This is a genomic window from Lichenihabitans sp. Uapishka_5, from assembly GCF_033947565.1.
In the GTDB taxonomy this organism is placed as follows: domain Bacteria; phylum Pseudomonadota; class Alphaproteobacteria; order Rhizobiales; family Beijerinckiaceae; genus Lichenihabitans.
Map to the genome: position 1 here is coordinate 1 of NZ_JARPVX010000001.1, position 13728 is coordinate 13728.

A 13728-nucleotide genomic window follows, 5' to 3' on the forward strand; every position below is an offset into this window, starting at 1 on the left:
CAGACTCGCACGAGCCCAGCGTCCTGTGAATCCTCTGTGCGCGTCAGTGCACTAGGCTTGTCAGCGCAGCAGGATCGGCCATCGCCGGCCCGGCCAGCGTAGCGAGAAGGCCCGCGAGGGCGAGAATGCGCTTCATGGGGTGGTGCTCCTGAATAAGCCAACTCGGCCAGCTCGCCGACAAGGCCAAGCCATCGCTGCTTACGAAGCATAAGCCCCACTATTCTCGCGATGCTTCGAAGTTCGACTTGATCGAATTGATCGCAAAAAGCGGAATGACGTAAGCATTCGGTAGGACGCACGGCGCGTGTTGCGCTATCTTGCTTCGACACTTCTCAAGAAAGTCGCGGCATTGCATGAGCAGGCTGAACTAACCACCGCAACAGACAACAGTCCCGAACCGGACAGTTCAGCTTCTATCGCGGCGCCAACCGTCGAGTACGACCGCTCGACGCTCGAAATGGTCATGCACCTCGAAACCGCCGCAGAGGCGATCCGTGACTTGCAGATCACCGTCTCGCTGTGGCCCGAAGATTGCGCCACGGTCGACGAGCACACCCAGCGCATCGCGAACGCCATGGGTCAGGCCTACGCGGCCCGTGACCGCTTCCTTGCCTTTCACGCCTTCCTGTCCGGCCTTCCGGCCGTCGATCCGAGCTAGACGCCCATGTTCGAAGCACCCGTCGCGGTCCCGTCTTTCGGCCAAGCCGTCCCACCCCCGGTCGACACGAGCTGGATTGCCCAGCTTCCGCAGACGTACCGCCAAGGCGTTCTGCAGCAGCGTCAACTCGACATCGCCAATGCGGGTCAGGACACCACGCCTGCGGGAGCCTCCGCACCCGACATGACGGCGCTGACCAACCGCTTGATGCAGCTCGGCGCCTACGATCAGGCCGGAACGCTCATGTCGCTCGGCTTGCGCCAGAAGGTGCTGAACTCGCCCGGCAGCCTCGACGACCCGCTGGGGCGTGGTGGCGCCGGCCCGCAGGCTTCGGCGGCGGGTGGCACCAGCAGCCCATTCAACCCGGCCAATTCGACCAAGGGCGCGAACCCGGAGGTGGTCGCCTACGTCAAGCAGGCAGCGCAACAGCGCGACATGAACCCGAACGTTGCGCTTGCCGTGTCAGGGGGTGAAGGCCTGAAGGGTTTCGACCCGAATGGCAGCGCCAATCCCGGCGACGGAAACAGCAGCTTCGGACCGTTCCAGCTTCACTACGGCAATGTTGCTGGATCGGGTGCCGGCAATCAGGTGGCCGGCCTCGGCGATGATTTCACCAAGGCGACCGGCCTCGACGCTCGCGATCCTTCGACATGGAAGGCCCAGGTCGACTTCGCCCTCGACCACGCCGCGAAGAACGGGTGGGGCGCGTTCCACGGTGCTCGTGCGCTCGGCATCGGTAATTTCGCCGGCATCGGCGGCCGGCCCTCGACCGTCGCCGCCTACGCCCCGCAGCCTGCCGCAGCCCCGGCGCAAGCCGCCATCGGCGCCGCCACGGGCCAACAGCCCTATCGCGTGGCCTCCCTCGGCCCCGTCGCGCCTCCGGCCGGATCACCGCCAGCCTCAGCCCCCACCGCGAACCCGCAGCCGCCTGGCTTCGGTGCCGCGAACGGCTCTCCCACGGCCGGCACCGCGCAATCGCAGATGGTCACGCCCGCGGAATGGGCCGCCAAGTTCAATCCCAACGATCCAGGCCTCGCCGGCAAGATCGCCGATGCGATCGGCATCGACCCGGGCGAGAGCATCGACGTTCAGGATCTGAACATCCGTCGCGCTGTGCTGCCGGTCCTGCAAGCCTCGCGGCAGCAGCCCACGTCACAGCCTGGCGCGTCACCTTCTGCCACGGCGGCGGCGACGACCGCCGAGCCTGTGCCCGGCAACTCGCATCCCTTCGGCCCTGGCGGTAGCGCAGGGGCGCCGCCTCGCCCGCCTGTCGGATCGGTCAACCCCGTGGCCGCCGATCCTGCCGCAGCGCCCATGCCGACCCAGGCCAGCGCGCTGGGTCGCTTCGTCGCGCAGCCGGGACCGCAGTTGACCCCTGCCGTTCCTCAGCCTGTCCAGCCGCAGGCCGGCGCCGATGTTCCTGGCCTTCCGGCCGGCTACCAGCAGCCCGGCGGCGGAACCCGCTACATTAACGACGTCCTGGGCATGGCCTCGCAGTATGCCGATGCCGGCTTAGAGGGTCGCGCCAAGGCCTACACGGTGCGCGCCCAGCAGGTGCAAGCCCAGCTCGAGGCGGCTCAGAAGTCCCAGCTCGACCTTCAGACCCACAATGCCGAACTGACACCCGAGCAGAAGAATTTCGGCACAATGCGGGATCAATACGGCTTCACCGGCTCCCCGCTCGACTTGGAGAACCAGCAGGCCCAGCAGAAGGCCGACGCCCGAGCGCGTGCCAGTGCGCAGTATGGCTTGATCGAGACGCAGCAGCCGGACGGGACAACCATCTACGTGCCCCGCGCTCAGGTGCTCAACGGCACGGCCGGCGGCGGCAGCAACGGCCCTGTGGTGAAATCGCAGCCGGCCTATGTCACGCAGGGGCAGTCCGCGCTCCTGTCCAAGCTCAATGACGGCGCCACCTCTTTCCAGGAACGCCAGGTCGCAGGCGAGCGCTTGGACGCCCTCGGCAACCTGCTCTCCACATTTCAGACCGGCGCCAACAGCGACGCCTTCAACAACGCCGCGGCGAACCTCCGCTCCTTCGGCATCGACGTGCCGGACACGGCGACCACGAACCCGGCCGCGATGCAGACCTTCGCCAAGAACGCCTATGCGTCGGTCCTGTCCGCCATGCGGGAACAGGGGAACAAGCAGTTCGTCGCGGAGGTGCAGTCCGCCATCAATTCCAACCCGAACCCCAATCTGCAACCCGCCGCGAACCAAGCCATGATTGCGCAGATCAAAGGCATCCAGAGCTATCGGGATCAAAACTACCGCGACTATTCGGATTGGTATGACGGCAACAAGGGCGCCAGCAACGACGCCAAGTTTCAGACCGATTGGGCCAAGGCGAACCCCCTCAGCCGCTATGTCGGCGACGCCAAGAAGGAGATTGCGCCGCTCGGCGTTGCGATCCCGCCTGCCGATCAGCGCGTGACTGGACAGCGCTACGCCGTGCCGGGTCAGGGCGTGTTCCGGTGGCAGGGCAACGGGTGGAGCAAGAACTGATGGCCGACGCGCTCTTTTCCGACGCCGATCTCGGCATCACCAGCACCCCGGCGCCGGGCTCGCTCTTTGTTCCGCCTGCCTCGACCGACACGGCGCCTCCGCTCACGGTGCGGGCGCAGGCTCGCCCCATGCCGGTGCAGCAGGGGGCGGCACCCGACAAGCCGCAACTGTTCTCCGACGCCGATCTCGGCATCGCACCGAGCGGCGGGGCCGGTGGCGCGCTCGCGAACAGCCCCACGGACAGCAACACGTCGGGCTTCCTGAAAGGTGCCGGTACGGCGGTCATCAAGGGCCTGTCCGACATCCCCGGCATTTTTGGCGGGGCCATGGACACGGCTGATTACCTCGTGGCTAGAGCCCAGGCCAAGATCACCGGCCGCCCGGTCGCCGACATCTTGAAGGAACAGGCCGACCTCAAGGAACAGAGCGCCGCCGACCCTGTCTTCAAGTATGCCGATCCCCGGAACTGGCTGCCCTCTGGCGAGCAGATCGCCGCTCCCGTGCTGGCCAAGACGGGCGAGTACAAGCCCGACAGCGAACTCGGCAAAGCCGCCATGGCGGCGGGCGAGGCGGCCGTTTCGGGCTTCTCCCCCGTGATCGCAGGCGGCGGGGCCGGCAACATCGTGCGGGGCGGCCTTGAACTCGCGGTGCCCAACGCGGCGGCCGGAGCGGCGTCTCAGGTTGCGACCGATGTCATGCAAGATCCGCTGTACGGCATGGCCGCGGGAGCCGCGGCAGGGGGCGCCGCGAGCGCGGCTGGCAAGGTGGCGGCCCGCGTGCTCTCTCCCGCCGTGGCGGGCATTCCTGGCGCCACCACGGCGCCCATTCTCGGTCCCGCCTTGCAGGATGCGCGGGACCAGGCTGCGGCGCAGCAACTCCTCAAGCAGTCGAGCGACCCGGCTGCCTTGCGGACGTGGGCCGCGACGCCTGACACGCCGAGCGCAGTTCCGAACTCTCCCAGCACCACGGCCACCGCGGTCGGCAACGATCGTGGCCTTTTCCAGGCCGAGAAGGATGCCCGCAATGCCAACAACCTGCCATTCAACGCGATCGACACGGCGCGCAGCGACGCACAGCTCGGCGTCATCGGCAATCAGCAGCCCACGGGGGACGTGTTCCGACCAGGCCGCATGTTCGCCGATCGCCTTGACGCGCTCGACGCTGCCACCCAGCAGGCCGAGGAACGCCTGACGGCCGCCCATGACGCCGCAACGGCCACCAGGGCGCAGGCCGGGCAGCAGGCCGAGGACCAAGCCAATGCCGACCTGATGGCCCGCCAATCCGATCGGCAGGCAGCCTCGACCGACGCCCTCGACCGGTTCGGCGCCGATCAGCAGGCCGCCCACGACCACCTCACCCAATCCTTCGCCGAGGCGCAGAGCCAGGCGCAGCAGCGCGCGCAGGACGCCGCGGCCCCGCTCGGCCCCGTGGTGCCGGCGGAACAGGCCGGCGCGACCCTGCGGAGCGCCGTCGAGGAAGCCCGCACCGCCGCCAAGAGCGCGCGGGATGGCCTCTACAAGGCCGTTGACCCTGATGGCACCCTCGCCACCGTCGTGACGCCCGTGAAGGAAGCAAAGCAGGCCATCGCCAAGGGCATCGATCCTTATTCCGGGGTGCAGCCCAGCGGCGCCGAGGCGGGCCTTTGGAACGACATCGACCGCCTGCCCGACGTGATCCCGTTCCGATCCTTGCAGAAGCTCGACACCCGCGTGACGGCCGCCATGGCCGACGCCCGCCGCAACCCCAACCCGAACGACCCCGAAGCCTTGTCACGCCTGACGCAGTTGAAGGGCGCCGTGGTCGACGCTATCCATGATGGCGTTGAGAACCAGGTGGCGCACGAAGCTCGCTTGGTCAACGAAGGCTTGCTGCGGCCAGATCAGGCCATGCAGGCGCGCATGGGCTCTTTGTGGAATGACGATTTCGGAGCCGAGCGAGTTGACGCCAGAGCAAGCGTTGCTCGCACTGGAACAGGGGATGCAGGAATTTCCGCCCGTGGATCATCCGGCTATTCTGGCTCGGTTCGAGCAGCGGGCCAGACGGGACGGCAATCTCCTCAAGCTCCGCGCGATCCGGGCCTATCGTCAGAAGCACCTCTCTACGACCCCGCAGGACGGCCAAGCCGACCCGTAAGGCCGCAGAACCCGCAACCACAGTCCCTCGTCGACTTCATCCGCGAGCGCGGCGGCGTACAAGATCCTGGTGGCGATCTGCGGAGCATGGGCTATGGCGATATCCGCGGGCTGATCGCCAAGCCGGGGGAAGGCCTGCATCCCGACAAGATGCGCGAGGCCGCTGCGGAAGCCGGCTATCTCGGCGCTGACACGCAGCACGCGGTGGCGAACACCACCATCAATGACCTTTTCGAACACGTCGACCCGGAGCACCCGGTCTATTCGGTCAGGGATGAAGGCGCGTCCCACGCGTGGGACGCCTACCGCCAGGAGAAGGTCATCCACGACGAGAGCCGAGGCCAGTACGGCGGCAGCAGCGCCGTGCCTCCCAAGACGCCGCTTTCGGCTTACACCGAGGCCGATATGTACCCGCCCGGCCTCGCGCCCGAGCAGCGCCGACAGGAAGGCTTGCGGCCCAACTTCGATCAGGGCGCCGCAGACCGGCTTGCAGCCGCCAAGGCCGCCCACGCCACCTACGCGCAGACTTACCGCAACGGCCCCGTCGCACCCGCGATCAAGACCAACGGCTTTGCCGGGCAGTACGTAGCCCCCAACGGCGAGGTGGCGGCCAAGGCCTTTGCCACCGGCCCGGCCGGCTACGAGCGCACCCGCGCTTTCCTGACGGCCGCCCGCAACGACCCGCGTGCCGTGTCGTCGATCACGGATTTCGCGCTCAACCCGATCCGCACGAAGCTGACGGGCTTGGGCACCGTGAGCCCCAGCGCATTCGCCAGGTGGAAAACGGAATATGCAGGCTCGCTTCGCGCCATAGACGAGGTAAGCCCCGCCTTCTCGTCCCGCTTCGACAACGCCGCCAGCGCCACCCAGGCGTTGACCGATGCCGGCCTGCAGCATCGCGCCGAGTTGCGGCAATTCGAGAGCGAGCAGGCCGGCCGGCTTCTTGCGGCTCGAGCCGCAGGCCGTGCCGACACTCAAACCGCCAACCGCAGCGACGCCGCGACCGTTCGGGCCTCGATCTCGGCCAATCGCGATGCGCTGCGAACCGCCAGCGCGGCCGAGGCAGCGCAGCTTCGCTCCACCATCGCGACCCAGCGCGCCATCCTGGCCGATGCCGGCAGGACGCCGGCCGGCAGGTTCGGACAGACGGTCGGCCGTAGTCTGGCGCCCACGGAGGTCGAGAACACGATCGGCGCCATGATGAGCACCGGCCGGACGGGTGCGAGCCGCATGCGGTCACTCGCCACCGATGCGGGTTCAGACCCTGCGGCCCTAGCCGGCCTTCGCAAGGCGGGTGTCGACTACATGGTGCGCAGCTTCAGCAACGCTGATGGTTCGCTGTCCGGGGCCAAGTTCATCAAGTTCGTGACCGACAACCGGGATACCCTCAAGGAGCTGTTCACGCAGGAGCAGGTGTCCATGTTCGGCGCCGTGGCCCGCGATGCCGAGGCCGGCGCACGCTGGCGCACCGAAACCGCGATCAAGGGCGGGTCGGATACGGTGAAGAACCTCGGCGCCTTGGTCGACCGGGCCAGCAAGGAGGGCAAGCATTTCTCGTTTATGTCGGCCGCGATCGGCGCCGGCACCGCGGCCTTTGCCCATGGCGGCCTCAAGGAGGCGGCCTATGCGGGCGGTGCGGCAGGCGTGGCCTATCTCTACAACACCTTGCGCTCGACCGGGCTTGGAGTGGCACGCGAGCGCTACCGCGAAGCCTTGCTCGATCCGCAGCTCGCCAAGCTTCTGATCTCCAAGATGCCGGCCACGGTCGAGGCCGGAAAGCTTCGCAGCGTTGCCGGCTACGTGCGCCGCGGCATCATCCTCGGACCCTTGCTGACGGGACCGAACGCGATCAGGGCGAGGCAGTGAGGAAGCAACCGAAAGCGAAGTGCTGCTGACCCGGGTCCGGCAGCCTCTTCAGCGCTTACTCGGCAGCGCTGGTAAGGACACGAATGGTCCGGCCTGCGAGCAGATCCTTCACCTTCGCTCCGTAAGCCGCCATGTGGCTTGATGCGGCATGCGCCTTGAGATCGTCCATCGTCGACCACTTCTCGACAACGACGAATGTGTCGGCACCAAGCGGCTCCTGCATGGCGCCGCCGCCAGGAGCATCGATCGCGGGCTGATACTCGATGCAGCCCTGCTCGGCATGCACCGCCGGCATGTTGGCGCGGAAGTGATCAAGAACCTGATCTCGCGAACCGGGTTTTGCTGTGACAAACGCGAGAACATGGATCATAGCCGGCCGTTCCATTGCAGATCCTAACGATCGCAGGCGACTTCATTGCTGCTAAGCAGAGCGTCGCGTCAACGTCCGCCCACGTTCGCCACCATGTCTTCCGTAAAATTTCCGTACAAGGCCCGGCTTGGCTTCCAAATTCAGGCTTAAGTGGCTGAAAAGGCTTGGTGCTCCCTAGGGGAATCGAACCCCTGTTTTCGCCGTGAGAGGGCGACGTCCTAGACCGCTAGACGAAGGGAGCAGCGCGGGGCTTTCATAGCAGGACCTTGCCGCGGTGCAAGCCAAGAATGGGGTCGCGGCGCAGTTTGGTGATCGATCCGACATGGCCGGCGTGAGGCTTCGGCGCTACATGGACTGGCACGACAGCCGGAGCCCGACGCCATGACGACCGACCTGCCCTTCAGCGATGCAATCGACCCAGAGAAGCTCGACCGGCTGGCCGAGGTCGCCATCAAGGTGGGCTTGCGGCTGCAGGCGGGACAGGATCTGCTCATCACGGCGCCAGTGGCGGCCTTGCCTCTGGTGCGTCGGCTCGTTGTCCATGCGTATCGGGCGGGTGCGGGTCTGGTGATGCCATTCCTGTCCGACGAAGCCGTGACGCTGGCGCGCTTCGACCATGGGTCCGATGCGAGCTTCGATCGGGCCGCGACATGGCTTTACGAGGGCTTCGCCAAAGCCTTCGACGCCAATACGGCCCGACTGGCGGTGGTGGGTGACGACCCCATGCTGCTGGCCGGGCAGGACGCCGACAAGGTGGCACGCGCCAACAAGGCCACCTCGATGGCCTATCGCCCGGCGCTCGAGAAGATCGCGGGTTTCGATATCAATTGGAACATCGTGGCCTATCCGGGCGCCGCCTGGGCGCGTCAGGTCTTCCCCGGCGACGGCGAGGCCACGGCCGTCACCCGCTTGGCCAATGCGATCTTTGCGGCCTCCCGGGTCGACCGGGCCGATCCCGTTGCGGCCTGGCACGAGCACAATGCCGCGTTGGCTGAGCGTACCGCCTGGCTGAACGGCCAACAGTTCAGCGCCCTGCACTATTCCGGACCCGGCACAGACCTGACGATCGGTTTGGCGGATGGGCACGAATGGCATGGTGGCGCATCGACGGCGAAGAACGGTATTACCTGCAATCCCAACATCCCCACCGAGGAGGTGTTCACCACCCCGCATGCGCTGCGGGTGGACGGCCACGTGCGCTCCACCAAGCCTTTGTCGCACCAGGGCACGCTGATCGACGACATCCGGGTGCGCTTCAGCGAAGGACGGATCGTCGAGGCCCACGCGGGCAAGGGTGAAGCGGTGTTGAACAAGGTGCTCGACATCGACGAGGGCGCCCGCCGGCTCGGTGAGGTGGCGCTGGTCCCGCATTCGTCGCCGATTTCGAAGAGCGGTATCTTGTTCCTCAACACGCTGTTCGACGAGAATGCGGCCTGTCACATCGCACTTGGCCAGTGTTACGCCAAATGCTTCGTCGATGGAGCACGGCTGACGCCAGAGCAGATCGCGGCACAGGGCGGCAATACAAGCTCGATCCACATCGACTGGATGATCGGCTCCGACGAGATCGACATCGATGGCGTGCGGCCCGATGGCAGCCGGGTGCCGGTGTTCCGGCGCGGCGAATGGGCTTGATGCCCAACGCCACCACGACTTGCTCGATCGCCGGCACGACACCGGGGCGCTGCTAACCCACTTTCTTGACAACCCAAGGGGCGCCGCAAGGCCCGGGCCGACCGGCGAGGCGTTTTCCTGACCTCAATAGGTTTGTGTCGGCCGATCGAGCACTCGCTGGCCCATCAGGCTCGCCGCGAGGTCGACCATCAGCAAGGCGGTGCGCCCCCGCTCGTCCAGAAAGGGGTTGAGTTCGACAAGGTCGAGGCTGCTCAGCAGACCGCTGTCGGACACCATCTCCATGGCGAGATGCGCTTCCCGGAAGGTGGCGCCGCCCGGCACCACGGTGCCGACCCCGGGCGCGATGCCGGGATCGAGGAAATCGACGTCGAGGCTGACGTGCAGCAGGCCGCCGGCGGCAGCGACGCGCGCCAGGAAGGCGCCCACCAGCGGCGCGATGCCCTTCTCGTCGACGGCCCGCATGTCATGCGCCACCACCCCTGCGGCCTGCAGGGCCCTGCGTTCGGCCGCATCGACGCTGCGGAGGCCCACCATGCAGACGTTGCGCGGATCCACCCTCGTGCCGAGCCGGGGAAAATGCGGCTCGAACCCGGGCTGGCCGGTCGCATAGGCCATCGGCACGCCATGCAGGTTGCCGCTGACCGTGGTGTCGAGGCTGTGGAAGTCGGGGTGCGCATCGAGCCAAAGCACGAAGAGGTCGCGGCCCTCAGCCGCGGCCCGGCGGCTCATGCCGGCCATCGTGCCGGCCGACAAGCTGTGATCGCCCCCGAGAAAGATCGGCAACCCGAGGGCCGAGGCCGCAAAAGCCGCTTCGCTCAAGCTTTCCGTCCAGCTCGCCACGGTGGCCAGATGCTTGATGGCCGCATTCGGGTGGGATGCCACATTCCGCGTCGGCGCCACGAGGTTTCCCCGATCCTCGACCGCAAGGCCGAGAGCCCGCAGGGCCTCCGCCAACCCTGCGGCCCGGAAGGCGCTCGGTCCCATGTCGCAGCCGAGGCGGCCTGCCCCCTCGTTCACGGGAACGCCGATCAGAATGCAAGGTCGGTCCATCGCGTCGCTCCAGGCGTTTTTGGATTGCACCAGCACCACAACGGCTGAAACGACAAGCCTTCCAGTTCAGGTGGCGGGCCGGCCCCTCGCGGTCATGCCGGTGCGAGGTGGCGTCACGTCGACTGGCGCACCAGCAGCCGACCGGGAAGGTTGTGGGAGTGCGGCGCGATACGGCCGACGATCATCGACACGACTTGGTCAACCATCTCGGCCATCGGCTGCTCATAGGTGGTCAGGCCATAGGCAGGGTGCCCGGCCAGATCCGAGCCGTCATAGCCCACCACCGCGAGGTCGCCGGGGATGCGCAGCCCGTAGCCCGAGCGCACCACGTCCATGGCCCAGAAGGCCAGAGCATCATTCTCGCACATCAGCACGTCGAAGCGCGCTCCGGGCGGAGTCTCGGCGAGGTAGCGGGCGACGGCCGCGCTGCCCGGCTCGCGATCATACGATCCCCCCATCAGCTCCGGCACGTTTGCAATGCCGCGCTCGCGCCAGAAGGCCGCGAAATGGTGCTTGCGGCCAAGCGCGGTCGACAAGGTGCGGGGGCCCGACAGGAAGCCCGGGCGGCGGTACCCCCTCCCCCACAGATGCAGGCCGATGGCGGTCATCGACACCGCGGGATCGCAGGACACTGCGGTCACACCTACGAAGTCGCTTTCCCGACCGATCACGAACAAGGGCGGGCCGCCCTGCTGGCGCGTGTGATGTTGCAGAATGTCGGTCTGGAAGGCCGTACCCAGCAGGACGATCGCATCCACCTGCCGCTGATCGGCATTCAGCATGGCTTCGACGTGGCCACTGGTGGCGTTGATGTTGATGAGGACCGCCACGAGATTGTCGCGCTGCAGCGCGGCCGTCAGCAGGCTCATCATCTGCAGCTTGTGCGGGTTGCCGAAGTCGTCGACCAGCACCGCGACCTGTTGGGTGGATTTGGTGCTGAGGCTGCGGGCCAGCATGTTGGGGCGGTAGCCGAGCCGCGCCGCGACATCCAGGATGCGAGCCCGGCTGTCCGGCGCGATGGAGGCATCGCTTCGGAAGGCGCGGTTGACGGTCCACTTGGACACGTCGGCCTCGCGGGCCACATCGCTGGCCGTGGCCTTGCGGGTGGGCGCATGGGGCCGCGGCGGATCCTCCATGGCATGTCCTCGAGGCCGATCGGGCCAGGCGTCCGACGCTATCGATTGGACCGATCTTGCAGCCCGACGGAGTCCCAGTATAGGATGATTGCACCCGGGTGCAAAGGCGACGGCCTGAAAACAACGAGGTGCAGCGCCGATCGCGGCGAATGCACCTCAGCCCGTGGGGAGCCTGGCTCAGGCAGGGAGAAATCGTTGCGCCATCATGTCGAGAAACCTGGAGCCGACCCGCGCCCGATGCGGACCGGGCTAGGCGATTGCTCCTGCCGTTCCGGGCGTCAGCGATGACGTCAACACCGGCGTCGGAGATGGCATCGCGCGAGCCGGCCTCCTTCCCGTTGGCGGTTTGTGCCGAGATGGTGTTCCGCGATCGGCCGATCGTCGAGCGCGTCGAACGGATCGCGGCCCTCGGCTTTCAGGTCGAGATCTGGGATTGGACCCGGCATGATATCGCGGCGCTTCGAGCGACCGGCGCCACCTTTTCGTCAATGACCGGCTATGTCACCGGCACCTTGGCCGACGACGCCGGTGCCGACGCCTTGCTCCGCACGGCCGAGCAGTCGATCGCGGTTGCGGCGACATTAGGCGTACCCAGGCTGAACCTGCACGGCACGGGGCTCGACGCCCATGGCTTGCCGGTCGTGCCGTGCCACGCTGTGACGGGGGCGATGTGGCTGAAAGCACAGCATACGCTCACCCGCATCGCCGATCTCGGCAGGCGACATGGCGTCACCTTCGTGCTCGAAAACCTCAATGCGGAGGTCGATCACCCCGGAGTGCCGTTTGGCAGTGCCTCGGATTGCTTGGCGCTGGTGCGATCCGTCGACCAGCCTGAGTTGCGCCTGATGCTCGACCTGTACCATGCCCAGATCGGCGAGGGAAACCTGATCGCGCTGCTGCGCCGCGCCCTGCCTTATGTGGGCGAGATCCAGGTGGCCGACGTGCCGGGCCGCTGCGAGCCGGGCACCGGTGAGATCAACTATCCTGCCATTGCGCGGGAACTGAAGCGGCTCGGCTACGCCGGCGTGATCGGCCTCGAGGCCTTTGCATTCGAAGACGACGAGCGCGCCCTCAAGCGCTTCCGTGAAGCCTTCACGGTTGCAAATGTCGCCGAAGCAGCCTGACGGCTTTTCGCGGCCCATGCCTTCTCGTTTACCCTCGGAGAACCTTCATCGTGATCACCATTGGATTGCTGGGCGCCGGACGCATCGGCGCGCTTCACGGCCGTAACATCGCGATCAGCCCCAAGGCGAAGCTCGTTGCCATCGCGGATGCGGTCGCGGCGCCGGCCGAGGCGCTCGGCACTGAGCTGGGCGTGCCGGTGCGCGGGGTCGAGGACATCCTGGCCGACACATCCATTCAGGCCATCGTGATCTGTTCCTCGACCGACACCCATGCGGATCTGATCGAGGCGGCCGCAAAGGCCGGCAAGGCGATCTTCTGCGAAAAACCGGTGGATCTCAGCTCGGATCGCATCAAAGCCTGCCTCAAGGTGGTCGAGACAGCCGGGGTGCCGTTGATGATCGGTTTTAACCGTCGCTTCGATCCGCATTTCGCGGCCCTGCAGGCCCGCCTCGCCGAGGGCGAGATCGGCGATGTCGAACTTGTCACCATCTTGTCGCGCGATCCCGCGCCGCCGCCGATCGCCTATATCCAGCGCTCCGGCGGGCTGTTCCGCGACATGATGATCCACGATTTCGATATGGCCCGCTTCCTGTTGGGTGACGAGCCGGTCGAGGTGCATGCCGTCGGCTCGTCGCTGGTCGATCCGGCCATCGGTCAGGCAGGCGACGTCGACACGGCCGCGGTGCTGCTGAAAACCGCGTCGGGCAAGATCTGCCAGATCTCCAATTCGCGCCGTGCCACCTATGGCTATGATCAGCGCATCGAGGTGCACGGCGCCAAGGGCATGCTGCGCGCCCACAACCTGCACGAGTCGGCCGTCGAGGTGGCGGATGCCAGCGGCTTCCGCGGCGCGCCGGTGATGAACTTTTTCCTCGAGCGCTACACACCCGCCTATCGGCGCGAACTCGACCAGTTCCTCGATTGTGTCACCTCCGGCAAGGCACCCACCCCCACGGGCCACGACGGGCTGCGGGCCCAGGTGCTGGCCGATGCCGCCACCCTATCGGCCCAAACAGGCATGCCGCAGAAGGTCTAGCTTGCGGCCTATCAAGGTATGGTCGTTGCAACTCACATGCACCGCAATGAGACGTAGGCCCACGTTTGGCAGGGTGGAGAGAGATTGGGACGGGTGTCTTGCCCGTCTTACGGCCCCGTCAAGCTCGACCAACGTTTCCCGCACAGGCGCGTTTATGTCACATTGACTGACATCTTAATCATAAGTGGAAGCGCGTTTACTCTTTTAGGTTAAGC

General features: G+C 66.6%; 9 protein-coding genes and 1 tRNA gene. 6 read left to right on the plus strand and 4 right to left on the minus strand.

What is annotated here, in order from left to right:
* The first annotated feature begins 304 nt into the window (after positions 1-304).
* The 3 genes from P7D22_RS00005 to P7D22_RS00015 are packed head-to-tail and all read left to right on the plus strand — an operon-like array spanning position 305 to position 7161.
* A complete protein-coding gene (locus P7D22_RS00005; RefSeq protein WP_319932144.1) occupies positions 305-658 on the plus strand; it encodes a hypothetical protein in 354 nt (117 codons plus the stop codon).
* Positions 659-664: 6 nt separating this feature from the next.
* On the plus strand, positions 665-3163 hold the full coding sequence (locus P7D22_RS00010) for a hypothetical protein (RefSeq protein ID WP_319932145.1): 2499 nt from the start codon (positions 665-667) through the stop codon (positions 3161-3163).
* Positions 3163-7161: a hypothetical protein gene (locus P7D22_RS00015; RefSeq protein ID WP_319932146.1), complete on the plus strand. Its 3999-nt coding sequence runs from the start codon at positions 3163-3165 to the stop codon at positions 7159-7161. The genes P7D22_RS00010 and P7D22_RS00015 overlap by 1 nt, the downstream gene beginning before the upstream one ends.
* 55 nt (positions 7162-7216) lie before the next feature.
* Here the strand turns inward: P7D22_RS00015 and P7D22_RS00020 are convergent, their stop codons facing one another.
* Complete coding sequence (locus P7D22_RS00020; protein WP_319932147.1) at positions 7217-7531, minus strand: putative quinol monooxygenase; 315 nt, start codon at positions 7529-7531, stop codon at positions 7217-7219.
* A gap of 165 nt (positions 7532-7696) precedes the next feature.
* Positions 7697-7772, minus strand: a tRNA-Glu gene (locus tag P7D22_RS00025).
* A gap of 140 nt (positions 7773-7912) precedes the next feature.
* Between P7D22_RS00025 and P7D22_RS00030 the strand changes: the two genes are divergently transcribed.
* Positions 7913-9166: an aminopeptidase gene (locus P7D22_RS00030; protein WP_319932148.1), complete on the plus strand. Its 1254-nt coding sequence runs from the start codon at positions 7913-7915 to the stop codon at positions 9164-9166.
* 123 nt (positions 9167-9289) lie between these two features.
* Here P7D22_RS00030 and rocF read toward each other — a convergent pair whose 3' ends face one another.
* Positions 9290-10216, minus strand: a complete 927-nt coding sequence (rocF, locus tag P7D22_RS00035; RefSeq protein ID WP_319932149.1) for an arginase — start codon at positions 10214-10216, stop codon at positions 9290-9292.
* A gap of 113 nt (positions 10217-10329) precedes the next feature.
* Positions 10330-11352: a LacI family DNA-binding transcriptional regulator gene (locus tag P7D22_RS00040; protein ID WP_319932150.1), complete on the minus strand. Its 1023-nt coding sequence runs from the start codon at positions 11350-11352 to the stop codon at positions 10330-10332.
* Between the two features lie 284 nt (positions 11353-11636).
* On the opposite strand from P7D22_RS00040, the gene P7D22_RS00045 reads away from it, so the two are divergent.
* Together P7D22_RS00045 and iolG are read left to right on the plus strand one after the other, a co-directional pair.
* On the plus strand, positions 11637-12476 hold the full coding sequence (locus P7D22_RS00045; RefSeq protein ID WP_319932151.1) for a TIM barrel protein: 840 nt from the start codon (positions 11637-11639) through the stop codon (positions 12474-12476).
* Positions 12477-12526: 50 nt separating this feature from the next.
* Positions 12527-13513, plus strand: a complete 987-nt coding sequence (gene iolG, locus P7D22_RS00050) for an inositol 2-dehydrogenase (RefSeq protein ID WP_319932152.1) — start codon at positions 12527-12529, stop codon at positions 13511-13513.
* Positions 13514-13728: the final 215 nt, after the last annotated feature.

Coding starts and splice junctions, on each gene's coding strand:
- P7D22_RS00010 (WP_319932145.1), top strand. CDS start 665: ATGTTCGAAGCACCCGTCGCGGTCCCGTCTTTCGGCCAAGCCGTCCCA.
- P7D22_RS00015 (WP_319932146.1), top strand. CDS start 3,163: ATGGCCGACGCGCTCTTTTCCGACGCCGATCTCGGCATCACCAGCACC.
- P7D22_RS00020 (WP_319932147.1), bottom strand. CDS start 7,531: ATGATCCATGTTCTCGCGTTTGTCACAGCAAAACCCGGTTCGCGAGAT.
- P7D22_RS00030 (WP_319932148.1), top strand. CDS start 7,913: ATGACGACCGACCTGCCCTTCAGCGATGCAATCGACCCAGAGAAGCTC.
- rocF (WP_319932149.1), bottom strand. CDS start 10,216: ATGGACCGACCTTGCATTCTGATCGGCGTTCCCGTGAACGAGGGGGCA.
- P7D22_RS00040 (WP_319932150.1), bottom strand. CDS start 11,352: ATGGAGGATCCGCCGCGGCCCCATGCGCCCACCCGCAAGGCCACGGCC.
- P7D22_RS00045 (WP_319932151.1), top strand. CDS start 11,637: ATGACGTCAACACCGGCGTCGGAGATGGCATCGCGCGAGCCGGCCTCC.